Origin of the sequence: Psychromonas sp. L1A2 (assembly GCF_009828855.1) — a bacterium.
Taxonomy (GTDB): Bacteria; Pseudomonadota; Gammaproteobacteria; order Enterobacterales; family Psychromonadaceae; genus Psychromonas.
On record NZ_WUAG01000001.1, the window covers coordinates 1,313,030 to 1,335,907 of the forward strand.

Here is a 22,878-nt window from a genome sequence, read left to right on the forward strand (position 1 = left end):
CATTCTATTTTTTATACCGATTACATTAAATAAGTGATCTAAATTTTACGCTGGAAAAATGACTTAGTTTAAGGCGTAAATTGAGGCCTTTCGAAGATTAACTTCGTTAATCGTCTATCGGTTAATTAATACCAAAAGAATTAATAAGGTGATCATTCTTGCTGGTTAAAATCCCCCCTAACTGCGTTGTGAGTTTTGAAGTGAGAACAACTATCTCCTACAACTCACACCTTATTAGTGTTAATTTTTCCTGCGCAATCTCTGATCACTTATTTAATTCCATTGGTATAACTAAAACAGGTTAATTCATTAATGGCTGTTCCCTTTACGAAATTTACAGCGAATAAATAAGTTATTTTACAGGTTAAAAAATTAACGTTTGTATGGTGATTTTGGTAATGAGAATAACTAGTTACTGCAATCAATACCTTGCTATCATTCATTTTCCCTAACACCTAAATAGAACATTTATTTATCCAGATTGGTATTACACCTTAATTTTTTGAATACTGGTAGGTGCATTTAAGAGGGGAGAGCTAACAAAGTAAGATAAGCAGATATTATTAAGCTAATTTTGTTTCAATTAAAGATAATTGGTTTTATTTTAGGCATAAAAAAAGGCCGAATATTTAATATTCGACCTTATTAATAAGCGTTTAAATTAGCTTATTTATGTAAATGAACATCCATTTGTGGGAAAGGAATACTAAGTCCTTCAGTCGCAAATGTTTTGTATACATTTTCATTCATCGCAAAGAATACACTCCAGTAATCTGGTGCTTGTACCCATGCACGAACAGTAAAGTTAACAGAGCTGTCAGCAAGAGCTGAAACTACAATAACTACTTCTGGATCTTTTAATATACGAGCATCTGCATCACACATTTTTTTGATTACAGCGCGAGCTTTATCGATATCATCACCGTATGCAATACCAATAGTCCAATCTACACGACGTTTTTCTTCCGTTGAAAAATTAGTCATTGAACCTGTTGATAAACCGCCATTTGGTAGAATGATAGTTTTGTTATCACCTGTTTTTAAAATGGTATTAAAGATTTGAATTTCTTTAACTGAACCAGCATGGCCTTGAGCTTCAATGAAATCACCTACTTTGAAAGGTTTGAATAACAAGATCATTACACCACCTGCAAAGTTTTGCAGTGTGCCAGATAATGCCATACCTATTGCTAAACCAGCTGCTGCTAAAATCGCAACGAACGAAGTCATTTCGATACCTAACATGCCAAGTACAGTAATACCTAACATTACTTTCAGTATCATACCAGTAAGACTATTTAAAAATGGTCTTAATGATGCGTCAACATTACTTTTAGTCATGACTTTATTTAAGCCGCTTAAAAGCAACTTAATAATCCACGAACCAACAATCCAAACGACCACTGCTGCGATCAATTTAGGTCCATATACTAGGGCTATATCCGTTACCGAATTTACCATCTCTTCTGGGTTCATTTTACTATCCTTAGTTTGTACGTACATAAAATTGACAATGTACCGAAAAATGTCAAATACATCCAGCATTCATTTTAAATAACACTTATTCTAGTGATCATAATCACTTATAACTAAGTGTAATTTTATATTTTAACTTACTGTGTATTGCTAAATGGGTGTTTTATTTTGTTTTTTGATATGTAAATAATTATTAGCAGATATACCAGATCATGATGTTTAATATTTAGTCATGTTTATGTTCTTCTGTAGTGCTCTCATTATTGTTAGCTTCAATTTTTTGAATCGGTTGATTTCTAACACACATCAAAACTTCTGACATATATTGGCAAGTACCGATGTATAAACTTTGATGACCAGCTTCATACTGACAAGATTGAGAACGAGATTTAACATCACAAGCTTTAAGTGCAATCTGATTTAATGGTCCAGAATGGGCTTGTAGGTAACCTGTTGTTAATAATAAAAATATAGTTATTAATAACCTTCTTTTTAAAAGCAATGTAGACATTATTGTTGCAACTCCTATTATTCTGCCATTGGTGGTTTATTGCCGTTTGGTGGTGGTCCACGATGTCCATCAGGTCCGCCATCTGGAGGTCCGCCCGCTGTTTTTACAGTTTTTCCATGCATGCATCCAATAAACATGTTTTCACTTGGGCTTGCTGCGTGATAATGATAGCCCCTAATATCATCAGTTGTTCCACGGCATTCATCTAATAACTCTTCTTTACCTTTCGCATTTTTCATTGCATAGATGCCATAACCGTCTACTGCGTAACCAATTAATGCAGCGTGACCGTCATCAGTTTTATCATTTGTATCGGTACAGCCTGTTGTTGAATGATAGTGATAGCCTTGGTGTACATTGATATGCCCACCACAATCATCGAAGGCTGCAATGGTATAACTTCCTAAAATAGCGCCTATTGGTGCTGGACCTGAAAGCTCTGCTCCATCTAAAGCAATACCAACCGTTCTAACTCGGCCTGGTTTATCTGCCGGGATTGGGGTGACAGGAATAAGATACGTTAATGAAAAATCGTCATCAAGATAGGATAGTTGGCATTCTATACAATTTTGCTTGTATTGCTCTTCAACATCTGGACGAGCAGCACCTAAACAAGCTGCTTTAGTTGCTGTATAGCGAACTTTATTTGTTTTTGTATCGTAAACGACCCATTTTTCATCGCCATAATAATCACTAAGTTTTAAAATGAACTCACCCGTAATATCAACTAAATCACCTGATCCTTCTTTACTAAACCAAGCTCCACCGGCTTCTGGACCATCACTCGTTGTTCTTGGGCAAAATGGGCCTGGTTCTCTTCCTGCTGGCGTACCTGTTGTGGTTATTTCATAACAACTGGTTTTTGTACCGTCAGAAGTTTCACAATCAACAATTTTAGGTGTTTTAGTAAATGCACCATTAGCAAATAATGAAAGATCGATTCCTTTAGGAGTGGCTGACTGAACAGGGACTTTAGTTTCTTTAGAAGAAGGAGAGTCAGTAGATAATAAATCACATCCTGTTAAGGCTATTGTGCTAATAGCAACGCTGGTTATTAGTGATAACTTTTTTGGTACTACCATTGTTGATAAACCCATCGTTTACTCCTAGGTAAATTAATCTGTTAATAAATACTAGTGCATCATATAGACGAAATGTGTAAATAATGAGGAAATGGATGAGGTAAATTAAACTTAATTGAAAGGAATGTTAGGTTTGGTAGTGATTATAAATGATTGGTTGTCATTAGTTATTTTCTAAGTGTTATACGGTGAATGTACATTATTTTTACCATGCTAATGATAGTTAATGGTTAATAGGGAGGAGTAAATTCTAGTTTTATTTTTGATAATACTTTTAAGCACATGAGCTATGATGTCGTCTATGGAGAGGGTATAGATGACATCATTTATAGTTTTAAGTTGTTATTTACTTGTTATTTTATTCGTATCGATTTCATTTGCTGTACGAGACCAGTATCCCGCTAATATAGAACCACTGATGTTATGCCAGATAGAAAAAATAGTACCTGCAATTGCTGCAGTTGGAGCAAAGAACTTCATTGCCAATGCAGTGGCTAAACCTGAGTTTTGTAAACCAACTTCAAATGCGATAGTTCTACAAACCTTTTCTTCAAAGCCTAGCTTTTTAGTGATCCAGTAACCCGCTAGTAAACCAAAAGAGTTGTGTAAGATAACGGCGATCGCGACCATTGAACCCACTTCTACTAACTTTTCTGCATTAAGTGCGACGACAATTGCAATGATAATAACAATGGCTGCCATTGATATAAGTGGTAAAACTGGTGCTATTATTTTGATTGGTTTATGCAATAAAGTATTGAGTACGATACCCATTACGACAGGCACTAACACAATTTTTATGAGGCTGATAATCATGCCCGTCACAGGGATATCAATACTTTTACCCGCTAGTAACTCAACGAGTAAAGGAGTGAATATGACACTTAATAATGTACTAATAGCGGTCATTGAAATCGATAAAGCAACATCACCTTTAGCCAAGAAACACATTACATTACTGCTTGTTCCTCCAGCTACCGCACCAACTAATACTAAGCCAACGGTTAAGTTTGCATCAAAGTTCATTAATGTTGCGATGACCAATGCAACTATCGGCATGACAGTAAATTGTAATATAACGCCTACTGAGACCGCTTTAATATTTTTACTGACATTCGCGAAATCTTTAGGTGTTAATGTCAGTCCCATAGCTAGCATGATAAGTGTTAACAAAGGGACTATTAATGTTTTTAAAGAAGTGAATAATAATGGCTGAAAAAAAGCTAATAATGATAATAAAATAGCCCACACAGGGAATAGGTTAGTGATTGTTTTGATCATGGGGAATCCATTCTTAATAAGTAAAAAAGGTAACGGAGAATAAACTGTCGAATTTCTTTATGCAATAGTGGTAATGAGATGGACGTGTAGAAATGAGATCAGTAAAATTTGTTACCCTGTAAATAATTCAGTTAATATTGTCACTCTTTACTCATTACTCTTTACCCATTAAGCAGGCTGGGCTTGTTTGGCGTAAATATGCTCGAAAATCTACACACAAACCTATTTAACCTCAGTTCTGGATAAGCAAAGTGATACAAGACTGCTATTTCCGCGGATTTCTGCGTTAAATCATCTCTCAATAACCCATTATTACTTCAATAATTCGTCTTGAACTACGCAAAACTAACGGCACTGATAGCTTGAATCTGCCTAGTGAAAAATACAACTTTCTGATTTTAAATATCATTCAGCTTTCATTAACTAGAATTGAGGTTATTTACAAACCTACTCGCAAACATTGCGATTTTCGAGCACCTTTATTAAATACTATCCCTTAAAGCAGGAGGAAAGTTATCGAGTTATATTTTCTGCATTAACGCAGTTTTTTGTTAAATCTCCAGAACAAGCGGCTTGAAGACTATCTATTGCGCTGCAAATCATAGCGAGTCTGGTTTCTGCTGTTGCAGAGCCAATATGTGGAAATAGAGTGACATTATCTAAAGACATTAAAAGTGATGATGTTGGCAAAGGCTCTACTTGATAAACATCTAAACCCGCTGCTCTAATGGTTCGATTTTTAAGTGCCATTGCAAGCGCTTGTTCATCTATAACATTACCTCTGCCTCCATTAATGAAAATAGCAGAAGGTTTCATTAAGTCTAATTCACGTTGTCCGATCAGCAGGTCAGTCTGTTCATTTGCAGGTAAAATAGAGCATACAAAATCAGATGTTGCTAATAGCTCGTCTAGTGCTAATTTATGTGCGTTAACATCTTGTTCAGCTTGTTTGTTGGCACTACGATTATAGTAATTAATTTTCATATCAAAACCATGGTGTGCTCGCTTAGCAACGGCATAACCGATACGACCCATACCTAATATCCCTAAGGTTTTACCATGAATATCAACACCAAAGTATTGGTCTTTTAAGTTGTTAGTCCATTGCCCTGATGTGACCATATTATTTAGCTCTGTGGTGCGTCTAGCGGCACACATTATTAGCGTGAAAATAGTGTCAGCGGTGGTATTGGTTAATACATCAGGTGTGTTGGTTAATGCAATATTACGTTTATTTAAGTAATCGAGATCAAAGTGATCAAAGCCAACTGAAATGGTTGAGATAACTTTTAATTGAATCGCGTTATCTAAGATTTCTGTGGTTAGTTTTACACCTGCGCCAATTAATCCATCTGCATCTTTGATTTCATGGATAAAAGCATCCATATTATTGGCATCAATTTTATCAAAACACACAAGGTTAAAATATTCACTTAATAATTGTTGCTGTTGGTTTGGTATTTTTTTGAATAAAACAACTTTATCTTTCATATTGATCCCTTGTGTAATGTGTTTGTGTAAATGATCGGTGAATTATTATTCAGCAGTGAAGATGATATCTCCGTAATAAGATTCTGCTTTTCCAGCACTGTTGTCGGTATCAGTCATAATGGCGATCACATCAATATATTGGTAGGCCGCTAGGTTTTTTTTGTCGCTGCCTTTATCGCCAAATTGCTCAACTAGGTCCTGGAATACGTTGCGTTTTTCATTATACCAATGATCTACTTTTGCTTGTTTGCCTCGCACCGCAACCATTTTTACTTTGTCGCCTATGAAAGCATTATCCCAAACTTCACCTTCACTTTGGTTACTTGACCAGACATAGCTTAAACATTTACTGTTCCAAATTTTAAACCCACCGTCAATAACAACATAAACCCGTGCGACGTAATCATCACCACTTTTACTTTTTTCATCTAATCCAGTGAATTTATTTTTGGTTAGCCAAGTCCAATTGATATAAGGCGTTTTTAATAAATCTATTTTCTTTTTTAACACCAATCCTGATGCTGAGTTATTACTTTGAGCCTTTAAAACTTTACGATTATCATATTCAACAAGGTTATAAGTTGACTCACCTTCAAATGATTCACTTTCCCAGCTATTAATACCATTTGTTTCCAGTGAGGTGACATTGACTGATGCATTGACGTTGAAAGTAAGCACTATATTAACGGCTATTATCAGTTTAATTAACTGAGATAAAAACGGAACTGTTCCTCTAAATAACATTGGTTTTCTCTTTCAATAGAATTTGTTGAACGGTCATAATAACGCTGAATAAAGTTAAATGACAATAAGTTGTCGATCTTGGAAATAGCACTGATAACAAAAAGTCTTTAACAGTGTATTTGATTACATCAATTTTTAAAGGAAGGACGTTAGTTTGTAAAATGGATATTTAAGTACTTTTTGAAAACTATCATCTTTTCATTCAGGCGGGTGAGTGGTGCTAAATTTAACTCTGCACCACTATTTTTTACAGGAAAGTTTATGCTGGAACAGTTAATTTCTTTTTTGCATTTAACTGCATATAGCTTAATACCCACATTATGAAGCCACCGAAGAATAAAACTGCGGCGACATAACCCGTTTGGTTAGGTTGTGCTCCTTGTGCAATTGCCATTCCACCAACCCAAGGTCCAATTGCATTGGCTACATTAAAAGCACATTGAACCAATGCACCGATCATCGCGTGACCATCTGGTGAAACATCCATTAATAATGTTTGGATTAAGGTGGCTAAACCAATGCTACAGCCGATTAAGAAAATAACGGCATATAGCAACCAAATATTATGGCTTGCATTAACGTAAGCGATAGCAAATATAATGGTACAAATTAAACAAATACCTGTCGCTTTAATTGCCGATACATCAGCTGCCTTACCTAAAAAATAATTGCCTAAAGTACAGCCAATGCCAAACATGACCATGGCAATTGAGATGGTATAAGCGGGCGTTTGTGTGACATCTAAAATAGTGTCTGCGATATAAGTATAAATACAAAATACGCCACCAAAACCAATGATCACTATGCCTAAAATCGACCAAACAAGTTTATCTTTTAATACACTAAATTCATTAAGTAGGTTAGATGGTTTTCTGTTATCAATATTTGGAACTATTTTATAAACAAAGACTAAAGCAATAAGTGATAAAATAGACGCCCCTGCTAAGCAATAACGCCAGCTGAGGTTTTGTCCAACTAAAGTTACTATAGGTACTCCAACAATAGTGGCGATGGTTAACCCCATAAAAATTTTAGACATAAATGCAGATCGTTTTCCTTTTGGAGCAATATCAGCTGCTAAAAGAATTGCTGCACCAAAGTAGGCGCCGTGAGGTAACCCACTTAAAAAACGAAATAAAATCAATTGATTTAACGAGTTTGAAAGGGCACTTAAACCATTAGCAATAAACATTAACGTTAAAAATATTAATAATGCTTTACGTTTACGCATATTCGCGGTGGTCAGCATTAAAATAGGGGCACCTACAACAACCCCCATAGCATAAGCGCTAATAGCATAGCCTGACTGTGTTGGTGTCACGTTAAATGTGTCACTGATTAGAGGTAGCATAGGCATCATTGAAAATTCAGTCAGGCCTAAAATGAAAGTCCCTAATGCTAAGACAAACATAATCGCGACGCGGTTTGTTGGTTGAGGTAAGTGATCTGACGTCATAATTATCCTTTAAACGGGATTATTACTTAGGACATTCATTTATCGATAGGGCGTATTGTGCCGAACTCAAATATTAGAATGTTAATAGTAATGATGAAATAAAGACTGCATGTTAATTCTAAATGTGATCTTAGTCACTTATAACTTTTGTTAATTTTAGTGATTTTAACTATGTTCAATTTATAAATAGCTTTTTGAATTGTTATACCGATTATATTAAATAAGAGATCTACATTTTGCACAGGAAAAATAGCTTAGATTAAGGCGTAAATTGAGCCTTTTGAAGATTAACTTCGTTAATCGTCTATCGGAGAATTAACCAAAAGAGTTTGATGCTTTAATGGTTGCTCCCTTTGCGAAATTTACAACGAAGCAATAAGTTATTTTAACCAGTAAAATAGAACAATTAATTAGTGTGATTGGTATTAAATTGAGCACGTTAAAAATTAAAGAAAAAAGGTTTTTAACGTCTATTTGGGTGTATTACATTGACCAATCAAAAATTGTTTGGGCAAATATTGCTTCACTTAAATTATGGAATAGTCCATGTCTCGATGAATTATTAAATAGAAATTTAAAACTGGCCAGTCAGAGGTAATAAAAGAGAATCTATTAATTTATAAGCTTGTATTTCAAGGAGGGGGGTGTGATTAACGAACTCTGGTGATTTCATCCTAAAGGAGAAGAGGTTCAAGCATTTTGTCATTTTTCTGGTTTATCTTTATCAAGATCCAAATCTTGTCGATACTATATTACAACAACTTAACGAGCATAATCTGCAACCTAAAGACATTAATATAGAGCTGACTGAAAGAGTACTCTTTACTGAGATAAAAGACCAAAATAATTCATTAAGAAGACTCGTAGAAAATGACATTAATATCAGTATTGATGATTTTGGAACGGGCTTCTCATCGCTTGCATATTTACACAATATTCCGGCTACAACCGTAAAAGTAGATAAATCATTCCTCGAAAGTATCAATAATAACACTGTCACTCGTGAATGTATTAACCGAATAGTTAGCACCCTTGGTATGAAAAGTTTAATAGAAGGTATTGAAACTGAGGAACACGCTAACATTTTGTTTTCTTTAGGCTTTAATATACAGCAAGGTTATTTTCATGGTCGACCTAAGCCTTTAGCGCATTATGTAAAAAGTGTAAAATGTACTGCACTAAAAGAAGATTCATTCATTAATTGACTATTGTAAACTAGCTTTATGAACTTAAATTAACATCTTTTATTGAAAAGTGTTGTGTTAGCGATCGCCATCCCACAAAGCATACTCACGATAAACAAATAAAGAGATAAAGAACCACTGCCAATACTGCTCATTGCCGGACCAGGGCAGATACCAACCAAACCCCAACCAATACCAAAAATGGTTGCCCCTATTAGTAAATTTCCGTCAACCTTAGTATTATTTGACCAGTTAAATTTTTCCCCATTTATTGCATGACTGCGTTGTTTAATAAAAAAATGATAACAAGGTGTAAATACGGCTAGAGCACCAATAATAACTAATGCGAGGCTAGGATCCCAAGAACCCATCACGTCCAAAAATCCGATGACTTTAGTCGGGTCTACCATATTCGAAATAATCATCCCTGTACCAAATAATATTCCTGAAATTAAAGAGATGATAGTTTTAAGCATGATTAAACTCCCACATGTAAACGAAGAAAAACAACAAATGCTGCGACGCCGATAAAAACGCAGGTTGCAATAATTGAACGTGTAGAAAAGCGGCCAATACCAACAATACCATGGCCACTTGTACAACCATTTCCTAAGCGGGTGCCAAAGCCAACTAATAACCCTGCAATAATAAAGACTAATGGTTGGCCTGATAACTCAGGTAATTCAATGGAAAAAGGACTTAACAATAAAATACTCGACGCCATCCCTATTATAAAAAATAAACGCCATAAAAAATCACCTTTTTTTGGTGTTAGTAATCCGTTTAAAATACCACTTATCCCTGCGACTTTTCCTGAAAACAACATTAATAATGTAGCGGATAGGCCTAATAAAGCACCGCCCATTAAAGATGTCCAAGGGGTAAAATTTTCCATATCACTGACTCCATACATTAATCACAATAAATCATTCTTCTGGTTGATAATCAGACGATAAACTAGGGCAGAAGGCTTGTTGCATTGCTTTTAATAATATATTCACGCGTTCATCTGCTAGTGAATAAAAGACTAGTTGCGATTCTTTTCTCACTTTAACTAACTCATTTTTTCTTAAAACACTTAAATGTTGAGAGAATGCTGACTGGCTTAATTGGGTATGTTCGCGTAACTCAGCGACACCCATCTCACCTTCAGATAATAAACACAACACGACCATTCGGTCTTTGTGAGCCATTAATTTAAGCAGAGCACTTGCTTCACCCGCATTTTCATGAATCATTGCTAATTTATTTTTCATGTTTTAATCCTCTTTAATAATGATGATATTACATTCATTTTTCATCTTATCAAATATAATTTAGATTTTTCTTTATTAGTTTTAGTTATATTAGGTGTGGGTAAATTAGTTTTTTATGTATTAGATTTATCTAATTTAGTTTGTTATGGTTTTAATTAGTCATTTATAGGAACACATTAAGTTATTTTTTAATGTGTTGTTCTTATTTTGAAATTGAATCAAGAACGGCACTGGGGTGCCATTTTTATATTAATTTGGAGTCAATATGTCTAAAAAAATACTAATTATTGGTGGTGTTGCTGGTGGCGCTTCCGCTGCTGCAAGAGCACGTCGTTTAGATGAAACCGCTGAAATCATTATATTAGAACGAGGGCCACATATTTCATTCGCTAATTGTGGTCTGCCGTATCATATCAGTGGGGAGATTGAATTAAGAGAAGCGTTACTTTTACAGACCCCGAAAAGTTTTAAGAAGCGATTTAATGTAGATGTCCGTGTACAAAATGAAGTCTTAGCGATTAATAAAGAAGAAAAATTTATTCATATTCAGAATACTCTGACAAATGAACAATATACTGAAACTTATGATGTGCTTATTTTAAGTCCTGGGGCGAGTCCTTTTATTCCACCTATTTCAGGGATTAATAACCACCTAACGCATTCTTTGAGAAATATACCTGACATGGATGCCATTATGGCTTCAATTGCACAGAATAAACCTCAACATGCGACCGTTTGCGGTGGTGGTTTTATTGGTTTAGAAATGGCAGAAGCACTTCGCCACCGTAAAATTGACGTCACATTAGTTGAACTTGCTCCTCAAGTGATGGCACCGGTTGATATTGAAATAGCGAATATGTTACATGATGAATTAGAGGCTCATCATGTTGAGTTAAAACTAGGTAAGGCCTTAAAAGAAGTCGCTTTATGCGAAGAAACTGATCGCACTTTATCTTTAACATTAAATGATGGCACCCAGTTTCAAACTGACTTGTTGATTATGGCGGTAGGCGTAAAACCTGAGACCTCTTTAGCAATGAAAGCAGGGTTAGAGATTGGTGAATTAGGTGGTATCAGAGTCGATGAGTATATGCGTAGCAGTGATCCTTGTATTTTTGCGGTAGGTGATGCTATTGAAACTCTGGACTTTGTAACAGGTGAAGCAATGCTCGCGCCGTTAGCTGGACCTGCCAATCGACAAGGTCGTTTAGCGGCTAATGTTATATTTGGATCCACGGAAACCTATAAAAAAACACAAGGTACAGCGATTTGTAAGGTATTTGATTTAGCCGTTGCTTCTACAGGGTTAAATGAAAAAACCTTAATACGTAAAGGAATAGTCTATGAAAAAGTGTATGTCCATGCAGCCAGTCATGCTGGTTACTACCCAGGTGCGCATCCTGTTACGTTAAAATTATTATTTAATCCTGATACAGGCGCTATTTTAGGTGCTCAAGCGGTAGGAAAAGAGGGGATTGACAAACGTATTGATGTTATTTCTGTCGCACAAAGAGCGGGGTTAAGTGTCTTTGATCTTCAAGATCTTGAGTTATGTTATGCGCCACCTTTTGGCTCTGCGCGTGATGTTGTCAATCAGGCTGGCTTAGTGGCATCTAATGTGATGAAAGGCGATGAATTTATTTTTCATACTGAATCCTTAAATTGTCTTTCTGAACAACAGATTTTACTGGATGTTCGTACTGAAGCAGAGGTGACGAAAATGGGCTTGATTCCAGGAGCGATTAACATTCCAGTCGATGAACTTCGTTCAAATTTATATAAACTCGATCAAAGCAAAGAAATTTTAGTCTATTGTCAAGTTGGTGTCCGAGGACATGTTGCTGCACGATTATTAACTAACTTAGGTTATATGGTGAAAAATATGACGGGAGGTTTTAAAACTTGGAAGCTAGTCACTCGCTAACATCTTACAATAAATTCATACAATAAATTAGTCCTCTAAATAAGCGAAAAAGCATTTATTAAGAAAGCGCTTTTACAAGGAGCCTTCTTATTTTCTGATTCGCTTATATTTGAGTTATTTAATTAATGTGGTTGGTATAACCACATTTTTAGCCATAAACCATCACTATCTGGCAATAAAATATTTACTTATCAAGTGTATTTGAAAATAGCTTGTTTACTCATTTATTGATATGCCGACTTACCATCTCATCGATCTGAACTTTCTTAAAAATGGTTTTATCCTAGTAAATTAATTAAGTGTATTATGGTCAAAATCATCAATAATTATAAATTAAGTTTTATAATTTAATCGTCTTTAATTTGGCTCAGTGAGTCTGTTTAATCTATTGCCTATAAGGCGACTTATTTCTGTATCAAAGAGTATTTATTGGAGCAACTTGTGTCGATTACTAATCAGTTAATGTTATTTATAGATGTTGTACAGCAAGGATCATTTGCTAAAGCTGCCGCCATTCACGATATGGATAACTCATCATTATCTAAGCAAATTAAAAAGTTAGAAACGACATTAGGGGTACAATTACTTAACCGTTCTACGCGTTCATTTTCTTTAACCTCGGCGGGCGAAGAAATATTAATTCAGGCGCATACCTTAGTCGATACGCTTAATGACATTAAAAGTACGGCTGATTCTTATCAATCTCAACCAAAAGGTATGTTGCGTATTACTTCTGGTATATTTTTTGGACAGCAGTATATTCAGCCTGCTATTAATCAATTTATGCAACAGTATCCGCATGTAAAAATAACACTTATGTTAGATGATAAAAGAAGCGATATTATTGGAGACCATTTTGATTTAGCTTTTCGAATCGGTAAATTAAATGATTCAAATTTAATGGTTAAGAAAATCGCTAATGCACATTTTGCGTTAATTGCTTCACATGATTTTGTTGCTCAATATGGATTACCTACAACACCAGAAGAGTTGATTGCTTTACCTGCTATTATTTACGGAAATGGAGATGTCAGTCTGGATCAAATAAAAGTGAGTGAACAACCACATGGCGAACTAATGAAAACCTTTAAGATAAAAGGAAATTATAAAGTCAGTGATGTACGCGCGATGATGGATGCAGTACAAGCAGGAGTAGGCTATGCGATTATTGATTTATTTAACTTAGAAAAACCAATAGAAGAAATGGGATTATTAACACTATTAACCGATTATAAACTGTCGACGATGGATACTGGAATCTATGCGCTTTACCCACACCGAAAACAAACACCTCTAGTCAGTGAGTTTATAAAAACAGTTCAGGAATATATAGGAACGCCAGCTTTTTGGGTTAAACATGTGCCCAATTATAAACAGATGTATCAATAAAGCCGCCTCATTAATTATTAATAGAAAAAGAAAAAAGAGCGACTATTTAGCTCTTTTTTCAATAAAATTAAGAAAGAAAAATTGTTATTAAAACCCTTCTAATACCACTTTACCTTTAGCGGTTTGTGATTCTAAATACTGATGTGCTTTACGTAGATTCGTCGCATTAATAACACCTAAATTGTCACCGACAGTAGTTTTAATGGATCCATTATCAATCATATTGGCAACGTTATTTAAAATGTCATGTTGTTCTTGCATATCATCTGTTTTAAATAATGAACGAGTAAACATTAATTCCCAGTGAACTGAAACCGCTTTTGTTTTAAAAGGTTTAATATCCAAGGTAGTGGGGTCATCAATCAATCCAAATTTACCCTGTGGTTTAATGATTTTTATAATTTCAGGTAAATGTTGCTCTGTGCTATTTAAACTGACTACATAATCAACATCTTTTAAGTTTTTGGCTGCGAATTCTTCGCTTAATGGATGACGGTGATTAATGATGGTATCAGCACCTAAATCTTCTAACCAAGAGACTGTTTCTGGGCGTGATGCAGTCGCAATAATATCAAGTTTAGTGAGTTTTTTTAGTAATTGCACCATGATGGATCCTACTCCGCCAGCTGCCCCAATCACTAAAATACGTTTAGAAGCATCATCTTTGACTATATTAAGGCGATCAAATAATAATTCCCATGCAGTGAGACTGGTTAATGGTAATGCTGCGGCTTCACCATACGATAATGTATTTGGCATATAACCAACAATGCGTTCATCAACTAATTGAAACTGTGCATTGCTACCTGAGCGAGTAATATCACCGGCGTACCATACTTTATCACCTGGTTTAAATAATGTGACATTTTCACCAACAGACTTAACAATGCCTGCCGCATCATAACCTAATACTTTGTATTCATTTTCAGTAGCTGGAGCTGTTTGACGAACTTTAAAATCAACTGGATTGACAGATATTGCTTTGACCTCAACTAAAATATCATGGCCTTGTGCAATAGGTGTATCTAATATTATATCTTGTAGAGATAATTCATTTTCTATAGGTAAATTTTGTTGATATCCAATGGCTTTCATTTTCAGTACCTCTTTACTTTATGTGTGTGTATTGTGCTGATAGGGGTATTTTGCCTTGGGTGGACTAGGTTAAAAAGAGGCATAAATTCCAATCATTATGGAATAAATTAACCATAGAAAAAGGATCATGTTTTTTATTGAAAACCAAACTATTAGATGGGTGTTAACATAAGCAAATTATGCATTTAAACAAATGACTAATAAGAAAGAGTGGGCAGGATAGTCAATAAATAAAACCAAATACTTTAATATTTTTATACTGAGTTATCATAAAATGAGTCACGTTATTAAGTTACTCATTTTATGATTGATAGACTAAGTCATAGTGATATTTTGGACTGGAAAAGAACTGTTTAACTACTTATTTAGTTTATCTTTTGCTTCTTGTACTTTAGCGAAGTCTAAACCTAATTCATCTGTTGCTTCTTTAATTAATTGAGGTTGTGTCATTATAGTGCCCATCATTTTTTTCAGCTCTTCTGGTGGGATACCTAATTGTTGTACAAGGCTCATTGCCATCATTGGATTATCAGTTAGTGCTTCAAAAAGTGATTTTATTTTTTCGTCACTTACATTGTGTTTTTTTAAAATTGCAATAATTGGGTTCATTTGTAGCCTTGTTTAATTGTCATTGACTTGTTGTTTCTTAAATTGTTTTTTCATAATTTAAGTTGCGTTGCTATAAGTAGAGTTGCTAATAAATTAATTATATTGGTTGAACATGGCATTAACAAACTAAAAAAAATATTCAGCATTTTTTAATAGGGCAGATTCAACTCATAAGACAAGCTTACCTATATTTTCGTTTCATTTTAGAATAGATTATTCACTGACATCGGTATGAATTAATGCGGTTTGTTCTTTTTGTAATTTACCTAAATCAACTAACACTCTAAACGCCTTTCAGTAAACTTCACTAAATAGCAGCTCTTTCTCTCATCGATACGTGATCTGATAATAACATCAAATGTTGAGCATCAATCGTTACGTATTCACTGTATAAGCCACTTTAGCAAAGCACAAAAAATGAGGTTAGCGATTATTATTTAAAAAAGTCGTTAAATTTGGTGTGGGTATCATTTTACATTACGGTGGTATTTAAATGTAGGTATTTTTACTCTCATTAGTAATGACCAAGATCAATTATTTGTTAAAATAACGACATAAAAAGGGCAAAAGATAATTGCTTCACACTTTGTTATGTAAGTTCTTTTGTTTTCTATTTTAATTATATTATTTAAGCTATAAACCTGTCATTGTGGTTTGTAGTTACTTTTCAACTTTTTACTTCTCAACTTCAAAATATAATAGCCATATTGTAAAACGTATATAATGAAGTTGTTCAGTGCTCTTATTATTTTAGATGGGTTTTCTAATAAACAATCCATTTTACTTATTACGATTAGGTAGGAATATGTCTTCTTATGTCGCTCGACAACCAATTGTCGATAGAAACAAAAAAACCATTGCTTTTGAATTACTTTATCGTGACGGGAAAGAAAATTCATTCCCAAATGTAAGCTCAGACTTCGCAACTAAAAGCATCTTGGTTAATCAAACATTAGTGCATCAAAAGCGTATTCTTGATGGGAAAAAAGGATTTGTCAATTTTGGTTATGAAAGCCTCATTGATAGACTTCCATTTGATTTTCCAAATCAAAATTATGTAATAGAAATTTTAGAAGATTGCCCGCCAACTGATGAGTTGTACAATATTGTTATTGAGTTAAAAAATAAAGGCTACACGATTGCTTTAGATGATTTTGTGCCGAATAAAGAGTGGGAACGCTTTTATAAGCACATTCATATTATAAAATTCGATATAACCACTTATTCTCTCCTACAAGCGGCTGCTTATATCAAAGCATTATCCAACTACAATATTCAATTTTTAGCAGAGAAAGTAGAGACCTATGAAGAGTTTCATACTGCAAAGGAATATGGTTTTGAACTTTTTCAAGGCTACTTTTTTAGTAAGCCAGAGATGATCTACAATAAAATATTAGACTCATCACTTAACTCAAAAATACAGTTATCAGTTGCCGTATCTAGTCAGGATTTAGATCTTCATTTAATTGAAAAAATTATCGCAAGTAATCCTGGATTATCATTCAAATTATTAAATTTTGTAAACGAATACTCGATGGTTCGATCGCCAATAAAATCCCTACAACAGGCACTTGTTTATCTTGGTGAAGATCGTGTACGTAAGTTTATAACCTATGCTGTTATTAAAACGTTAAATGCGGACAAACCAAGTATACTTTCTAACATGTCTTTACAGCGAGCAAAATTCTTTGAAATGATACTGTCTTCAATGGGATTACATCATAAAAAAGAGATAGGTTATCTTTGTGGAATGCTGTCTGTTATTGATGCTTTACTCGATTCTGATATGTCCGTTATTGTGAAACCTCTTAATATTAATCAAGAAATTAAAGATGCGCTTTTAGGTGAAGAGGGCAGACTTCAAGATCTGATTAAATTAGCAGAAGCAGTAGAGAACTCAAATTGGACTAAAGTTGATGAATTAAGTAAAACCTTAAACATTACTGAAGCTGAAATTATTAATTCCTCTGTCGAGTCAACACTGTGGGCAGATGAGATTTCTACTTAACTTCTTTTACTTAATCTTCTTTACTCAATAATAAATAGATACTGAAAATAGACATTGTTAGTTCATTTATAAAAGCGATAAACGAATTCATAATTTTTTATTTCAGAGTCAGTTATCTATGTTTTTGCTGATTTTCATGTGCTTTATAAATCATTTTTTTAATTATTTTGATACTTTTATCTATAAGGTTTTGCACATTAATTTGCACATCTAAAAGTCAAATATTTTCATAAAGCGCTTTTGCTGCGCTTTTTAATGAGAGTTAGAGCCTGTAAACTAAAAGAGATTCGCTAGCTTAATTAACTGGTTATGTTTGGTAGTGTAAATAACCAATACTTTTTCAATTACATTATTTAATGGAATTGTTTGATGAGGCTGTTAAATGATGCTTTATGTAGGAGGACATGATGGATTTAATCATTTTCGATTGTGATGGTACGTTAGTTGATAGTGAGTACCTTTGTAATTTAGCGTTACAACAACAACTTGCTGAGCTTGGTATTGATTCAGATGCGGAAGAGTTAATGGCATTATATCGAGGTGTTAAACTCAATGTCATACTTACTAGTTTAGAGTCTGAGTTTGATACTCGTTTTCCAGACTCTTTTATTCCTGATTATCGTCTTAAAGTAAAACACCTTTTCGAACAACATTTAAAAGCGAATGAAGGTGTTAAAGATTTATTAGCGTCGTTAAAAGTTCCTTTCTGTGTTGCCTCTTCTGCGCCTAGAGATAAAATTGAGCAAGCGCTTCAAGTGACAGGGTTAGCTCAGTATTTTAACGGTAATATATTCAGCTCTTATGAAATTGACTCCTGGAAACCTGAACCTGGTATTTTCTTACATGCCGCTAAAAAAATGAACGTTGAACCTGCCCAATGTTATGTTGTTGAAGATAGTCTCGTTGGCTTACAGGCCGCTAACGGTGCAAAAATGAAAAGTGTTTATTATGCCCCTACGTTAGAAGAAAAACATCCACTTGCCTCTGTGCAAATTAAACATATGACTGAAATTATAAACATTATTAAATATGGACAATCAAAACAATAATTGCTTCATATTTGGGTTTTTCAGGAATGCATTCTTTTTGTTTTTTCTTTAAAGCAAACGATTTCAAGTCTCCTGAGTAGATTAAAAGCAGATAATACCAAAAGAATTAATAAGGTGATCATTCTTGCTGGTTAAAATCACCCCTAACTGCGTTGTGAGTTTTGAAGTGAGAGCAACTATCTCCTACAACTCACGCCTTATTAGTGTTAATTTTTCCTGCGCAACCCCTGAACACTTATTTAATTCCATTGGTATAAGTCACTTTTTGTATTGAATATTTAAGCGCTGAACATCTAGCTAAATTCTTAAGCCTTATTATTAACCGATAACTTTTTGATTAAATAATGCTTTTCCCTTCCTGATTATTTCATATACCTTGTTTCTTATGATTAAACCTTCGTTAACTTATTGATTAAATAATTACGTTTGATATTGTGTGATAGCTTTAATATTAAAGCTATCTATCCACCGTAAATACGGAGTTATTGTATTTAACAAGATGTTAAGACGTTGGTACTTGTAGGTTTTTTTAAGTTAACTAAAAATTAATGGAGATTTTTATGAAAGCACTCTCTGGAGTTGCCCTGTTATTTGCTTTTTTATCACCAAGTGCATTTGCCCAATGGGATTTGTCTAGTGATAATTCCTCACTCAATTTCGTAAGCGTTAAAAGTTTAAAAGTTGGAGAAGTACATAGTTTCCAAAAGCTAACCGGGACAATTAACGACTCTGGTCAGGTGAAGCTCAATATCGACCTCAGTAGTGTTGAAACCAATATTGGTATTCGTAATGACAGAGTGAAAAGCATGTTGTTTGATACGGCAAAGTTTGCAGATGCAAAACTATCTGGATTTGTTGACGTAGAGAAAGTGGCGAGTTTGAACGTAGGTGATACTTATACAGAATCTGTTCAATTCAACCTATCGCTTCACGGTATCTCAAATCAAGTTACAAGTGATGTTCAAGTGACTAAATTAAGTGGTGAAAGATTATTAGTGACTTCACTTATGCCGATAGTTATTAATGCAAGTGACTATGGTTTAGAAAAAGGTATTGAACAGCTAAGAAATATTGCTGCGCTTCCATCAATCAGTAATGCTGTACCAGTTACATTTAATCTCATTTTTAATCAATAAAAGCAGTTTTAAATTAAACGCATTTTAAATAATGTTTTTTAATTAGATAAAGACTTTTATTTTAATTTTTTAATATAAATCAGGAGTAAATATAATGACACACTCAGCCATTGCAGCAGGTTCACCTTTTCCGAGCCTATTAGTTAAAGACCTTGATGGAGCCAGTGTAGATCTTAGCACCATATCAGATAATGCAGATTGGAAAATGGTCGTTGTTTATCGTGGCAAACATTGCCCATTATGTACTAAATATCTTAATTTACTTGAAACATTCAAAGAGAAAATTACGGCTAATGGTGTTGAAATTGTAGCGGTATCTGCAGATAGTAAAGCACAACTTGAAATGCATTTAGCAGATCTAGAAATCAGTTTTCCTATCTATTACGGTTTAACTGTTGAGCAAATGCAAGCTTTAGGTCTTTATATTTCTAACCCTCGCTCTGAGAAAGAAACGGATCATTTATTTGCTGAACCTGGCTTATTTGTTATCAATGAAAAAGGCCAAGTACAAGTAATTGATATATCTAATGGCCCGCTTGCTCGCCCTGAAATTGGCATACTAGCTGGTGGACTTGAATTTATCAAAGCACCAGAAAATGATTACCCGATACGTGGTACTTATTCTTAATCATTGTATCTGCCAATTGCTAGATAAGGATTGACAGATAAACATTGCTTGTAAGGTTTATTCATAGATTTTTAATGCGAAGTCTTTTATTCTCATATACTTCGCAGTAGAACATAAACAATATTATTTATGTTCTACTGCTCAATCATTTTCAAAAGTAATATTAAATTAGTAATAAAACGACAGAAAAAATTAGGTAAATGGAGTTTAATAAGTGGGATTAGTTAAATGGAATTAAGTACTTGGCTAGTTTATGTCAGTGTTATTAGCGTGTTAATATTTAGCCCGGGTCCTTCCGCTCTTTTATGTATCTCTGATGGCGTTAAGTTTGGTAATAAAAAAACGATTCCTACCATCATCGGTGGTGCGATTGCTGCATTAATGCTAATGACCGTTTCTGCTGTTGGCCTTGGCGCTATATTAACGGCTTCTGAAACACTTTTCTTTGTGCTCAAAATATTTGGAGCAGGGTATTTATTATATTTAGGCTGGAGTGCTTGGAGAGAAGGTGCATTAGATAGTACACCTGAGACAAAACCTACAGAATCTGTAGTTAAAGTTCAGAGACATCATCAGCTTAGCCATTATTCTGCTTATTCATTGTTTCGAAAAGGTTTTATGGTGGGCATCAGTAACCCTAAAGATCTATTATTTTTTATTGCACTATTCCCTAGTTTTATGAATGCAGATTTACCACAAGTTGAACAATATGCGGTGCTCGCTTGCACTTGGTTTTTTATAGACTGTTCTTCAATGTTTATGTATGCAGGATTAGGCTCAAAAATAAGTCCACTACTTACAAAACCTAACACAATGATGTTGGTGAATCGCACTGTTGGTAGCGTGTTTGTTATTTTAGGGAGTGCTTTAGCAATATCTGCAGGAATGAGTAGGAAAAGCTAAGTTAATAAGGATGCTTAGACTTGTTTGTTATGTTTTGGAGTAATAATGAAAAAAGAAATTGATAAGTTAGCTTGGTTGTATATTTATGAGGGAAAATTATTAAATGCGCGATCAATAAATAAAACGCTTTTTTACCTTCCAGGTGGAAAACGTGAGTTAGGTGAGTCAGATGAGGCCGCACTTATACGCGAAATTAAAGAAGAGATATCTATTGATTTAATACCTGAGTCAATTAAATATGCAGTTACCTTTAAAGCGAAGGCTGATGGTCAAAGTGAAGACGTTATTGTTAAGTTAACGTGTTATTTTGCGGAGTTCAAAGGGCGTTTATCCCCTGCAGCAGAAATAGAAGAAATTCAATTCATTGATTATGAAAATAAATCACTCTGCTCACTTGGATCAATTAAAGTTATGGAGTGGCTTAAACAACAAAAGTTAATGTAGAACAAAGCTCAGTATAAAATAAAGCTTAATATAGTAGAAGTGAGGTTAATGTAGACATTCGACCTTTTCTTATAACTTTTATTTTATTGATTTTGTTAGGGTTCATAAGCGGTTTATTTGATTTAATTATTCAACTACAGATCAAAACATAATGGCTTTTATACCCGATATAAGGAGCTTAGTATGGAACATAGTTACTTTGTTATTGCACGTGCATTACATGTCGTTGCAGTTGTGCTTTGGATTGGCGGTGTCGCTTTTGTGAGTACGGTGTTAATTCCTGCGATTAGAAAAATGCCATCCACTGAAAATAGGTTAGCTTTATTTGAAACCTTGGAGCATAAGTTTGGTTTTCAAGCTAAATTAACAACATTAATCACAGGGCTCTCTGGTTTTTATATGTTGTACGTTTTAAATGGATGGGCATCAATGCAATGGTGGGTACATTTAATGCTGTTTATTTGGACTCTATTTATGTTGGTTTTGTTTGTTCTTGAGCCTTTATTTCTGCATAAATGGTTTCATCAACAAGCACAGAAGAATAGTGAAAGAGCATTCCATTATTTACAACTTATGCATTCGATTTTATTATCAATTAGTCTACTTGCTGTTTTTGCCGGTGTTGCAGGTGTACACGGTTTGTTTTATTAAGGAATAGTTATTAAGAAACAGTTGTTAAAAGCTAACTTAAGTAAAGTAGTTAATCATTAAACTAATTAGGATTTTTATGAAAGTTAATGGTCAATGCCATTGTGGTGATATCGTTTACACAGCTGAAATAGATGAAACTAAAGTAGTGAGTTGCCATTGCTCAGATTGTCAAGAAATGTCTAGTGGGCCTTTTCGTAGTGCGGTTATCTCTTTACCTAATAGCGTTATTTTTAGTGCTGGTAAGCCTAAAGAATATGTAAAAATCGCTGAAAGTGGTAACAAGAGAGCACAGGGTTTTTGTGGGAATTGTGGAACAACACTTTATGCCACATCTGTCGATGATAGTGACAAAGTATATGGCTTACGCATCGGTGCTATCAAACAACGTGAACAGTTAACACCTAAAATACAAATATGGTGTTGTTCTGCTGTTCCATGGCTTAAAAAATTAAGTAATATTACTGCATTTGATAAGGCGCCACCTGTAAAATAATCGTTAAATCGTTAAATCGTTAAATCGTTAAATCGTTAAATAATTTTACTTTCTATGACTATTTATTT

The 22,878-nt window shown here is 34.2% G+C and carries 23 protein-coding genes; 11 read left to right on the forward strand and 12 right to left on the reverse strand.

Annotated elements, in window-relative coordinates; translation table 11 throughout:
- Window positions 1-666: 666 nt before the first annotated feature.
- From GQR59_RS05745 to GQR59_RS05775, 7 genes are all read right to left on the reverse strand, one after another.
- Entirely contained in the window at window positions 667-1,476 is an 810-nt protein-coding gene (locus GQR59_RS05745) for a mechanosensitive ion channel family protein (RefSeq protein WP_160061083.1), read from the reverse strand.
- A gap of 226 nt (window positions 1,477-1,702) precedes the next feature.
- Window positions 1,703-1,987, reverse strand: coding sequence for a hypothetical protein (locus GQR59_RS05750; RefSeq protein WP_160061084.1), 285 nt, complete (start codon window positions 1,985-1,987; stop codon window positions 1,703-1,705).
- 17 nt (window positions 1,988-2,004) lie between these two features.
- Window positions 2,005-3,084 (reverse strand): YHYH protein, encoded by a 1,080-nt coding sequence (locus tag GQR59_RS05755; RefSeq protein ID WP_236546667.1) that lies wholly within the window; start codon window positions 3,082-3,084, stop codon window positions 2,005-2,007.
- 327 nt (window positions 3,085-3,411) lie between these two features.
- A complete protein-coding gene (locus tag GQR59_RS05760) occupies window positions 3,412-4,350 on the reverse strand; it encodes a bile acid:sodium symporter family protein (protein ID WP_160061085.1) in 939 nt (312 codons plus the stop codon).
- A gap of 513 nt (window positions 4,351-4,863) precedes the next feature.
- Window positions 4,864-5,841, reverse strand: coding sequence for a 2-hydroxyacid dehydrogenase (locus GQR59_RS05765; protein WP_160061086.1), 978 nt, complete (start codon window positions 5,839-5,841; stop codon window positions 4,864-4,866).
- A 45-nt stretch (window positions 5,842-5,886) separates the two neighbouring features.
- Window positions 5,887-6,585 (reverse strand): DUF3047 domain-containing protein, encoded by a 699-nt coding sequence (locus GQR59_RS05770; protein ID WP_160061087.1) that lies wholly within the window; start codon window positions 6,583-6,585, stop codon window positions 5,887-5,889.
- 259 nt (window positions 6,586-6,844) lie between these two features.
- Window positions 6,845-8,041 carry an MFS transporter gene (locus GQR59_RS05775; protein WP_160061088.1) on the reverse strand — a complete coding sequence of 399 codons (1,197 nt, stop codon included), beginning with the start codon at window positions 8,039-8,041 and terminating at the stop codon, window positions 6,845-6,847.
- Window positions 8,042-8,751: 710 nt separating this feature from the next.
- Between GQR59_RS05775 and GQR59_RS05780 the strand changes: the two genes are divergently transcribed.
- The gene (locus GQR59_RS05780; protein ID WP_268892993.1) at window positions 8,752-9,246 is read left to right on the forward strand and encodes an EAL domain-containing protein; all 495 of its coding nucleotides are present in this window, start codon (window positions 8,752-8,754) and stop codon (window positions 9,244-9,246) included.
- 29 nt (window positions 9,247-9,275) lie between these two features.
- On the opposite strand, the gene GQR59_RS05785 is transcribed toward GQR59_RS05780, so the two are convergent.
- Genes GQR59_RS05785 through GQR59_RS05795 form a run of 3 tightly spaced genes read right to left on the reverse strand, consistent with a single transcriptional unit; the run spans window position 9,276 to window position 10,481 of the window.
- Complete coding sequence (locus GQR59_RS05785) at window positions 9,276-9,701, reverse strand: YeeE/YedE family protein (protein WP_160061089.1); 426 nt, start codon at window positions 9,699-9,701, stop codon at window positions 9,276-9,278.
- A gap of 2 nt (window positions 9,702-9,703) precedes the next feature.
- The gene (locus tag GQR59_RS05790) at window positions 9,704-10,120 is read right to left on the reverse strand and encodes a YeeE/YedE family protein (RefSeq protein WP_160061090.1); all 417 of its coding nucleotides are present in this window, start codon (window positions 10,118-10,120) and stop codon (window positions 9,704-9,706) included.
- 31 nt (window positions 10,121-10,151) lie between these two features.
- Window positions 10,152-10,481, reverse strand: coding sequence for an ArsR/SmtB family transcription factor (locus GQR59_RS05795; RefSeq protein ID WP_160061091.1), 330 nt, complete (start codon window positions 10,479-10,481; stop codon window positions 10,152-10,154).
- Window positions 10,482-10,746: 265 nt separating this feature from the next.
- Here GQR59_RS05795 and GQR59_RS05800 point away from each other — a divergent pair, with 265 nt between their 5' ends.
- Both GQR59_RS05800 and GQR59_RS05805 read left to right on the forward strand, forming a co-directional pair.
- On the forward strand, window positions 10,747-12,405 hold the full coding sequence (locus tag GQR59_RS05800) for an FAD-dependent oxidoreductase (protein WP_160061092.1): 1,659 nt from the start codon (window positions 10,747-10,749) through the stop codon (window positions 12,403-12,405).
- A 441-nt stretch (window positions 12,406-12,846) separates the two neighbouring features.
- Window positions 12,847-13,794, forward strand: coding sequence for a LysR family transcriptional regulator (locus GQR59_RS05805; RefSeq protein WP_160061093.1), 948 nt, complete (start codon window positions 12,847-12,849; stop codon window positions 13,792-13,794).
- 87 nt (window positions 13,795-13,881) lie between these two features.
- On the opposite strand, the gene GQR59_RS05810 is transcribed toward GQR59_RS05805, so the two are convergent.
- Entirely contained in the window at window positions 13,882-14,889 is a 1,008-nt protein-coding gene (locus tag GQR59_RS05810) for a zinc-binding alcohol dehydrogenase family protein (protein WP_160061094.1), read from the reverse strand.
- A 357-nt stretch (window positions 14,890-15,246) separates the two neighbouring features.
- On the reverse strand, window positions 15,247-15,498 hold the full coding sequence (locus GQR59_RS05815) for a DUF2999 family protein (protein WP_160061095.1): 252 nt from the start codon (window positions 15,496-15,498) through the stop codon (window positions 15,247-15,249).
- A gap of 805 nt (window positions 15,499-16,303) precedes the next feature.
- Between GQR59_RS05815 and GQR59_RS05820 the strand changes: the two genes are divergently transcribed.
- The 8 genes from GQR59_RS05820 to GQR59_RS05855 all read left to right on the forward strand — a co-directional run bounded on the left by GQR59_RS05820 (window position 16,304) and on the right by GQR59_RS05855 (window position 22,810).
- Window positions 16,304-17,506: an EAL and HDOD domain-containing protein gene (locus GQR59_RS05820; protein WP_160061096.1), complete on the forward strand. Its 1,203-nt coding sequence runs from the start codon at window positions 16,304-16,306 to the stop codon at window positions 17,504-17,506.
- A gap of 407 nt (window positions 17,507-17,913) precedes the next feature.
- Complete coding sequence (locus GQR59_RS05825; protein ID WP_160062454.1) at window positions 17,914-18,555, forward strand: HAD family hydrolase; 642 nt, start codon at window positions 17,914-17,916, stop codon at window positions 18,553-18,555.
- 560 nt (window positions 18,556-19,115) lie between these two features.
- Entirely contained in the window at window positions 19,116-19,691 is a 576-nt protein-coding gene (locus GQR59_RS05830) for a YceI family protein (protein WP_160061097.1), read from the forward strand.
- Between the two features lie 94 nt (window positions 19,692-19,785).
- On the forward strand, window positions 19,786-20,319 hold the full coding sequence (locus GQR59_RS05835; protein ID WP_160061098.1) for a peroxiredoxin-like family protein: 534 nt from the start codon (window positions 19,786-19,788) through the stop codon (window positions 20,317-20,319).
- Window positions 20,320-20,547: 228 nt separating this feature from the next.
- Window positions 20,548-21,222 carry a LysE family translocator gene (locus tag GQR59_RS05840; RefSeq protein ID WP_160061099.1) on the forward strand — a complete coding sequence of 225 codons (675 nt, stop codon included), beginning with the start codon at window positions 20,548-20,550 and terminating at the stop codon, window positions 21,220-21,222.
- Window positions 21,223-21,267: 45 nt separating this feature from the next.
- Window positions 21,268-21,666 (forward strand): NUDIX hydrolase, encoded by a 399-nt coding sequence (locus GQR59_RS05845; protein WP_160061100.1) that lies wholly within the window; start codon window positions 21,268-21,270, stop codon window positions 21,664-21,666.
- Window positions 21,667-21,849: 183 nt separating this feature from the next.
- On the forward strand, window positions 21,850-22,317 hold the full coding sequence (locus GQR59_RS05850; protein ID WP_160061101.1) for a hypothetical protein: 468 nt from the start codon (window positions 21,850-21,852) through the stop codon (window positions 22,315-22,317).
- 76 nt (window positions 22,318-22,393) lie between these two features.
- Window positions 22,394-22,810 carry a GFA family protein gene (locus GQR59_RS05855; protein ID WP_160061102.1) on the forward strand — a complete coding sequence of 139 codons (417 nt, stop codon included), beginning with the start codon at window positions 22,394-22,396 and terminating at the stop codon, window positions 22,808-22,810.
- Window positions 22,811-22,878 lie beyond the last annotated feature (68 nt).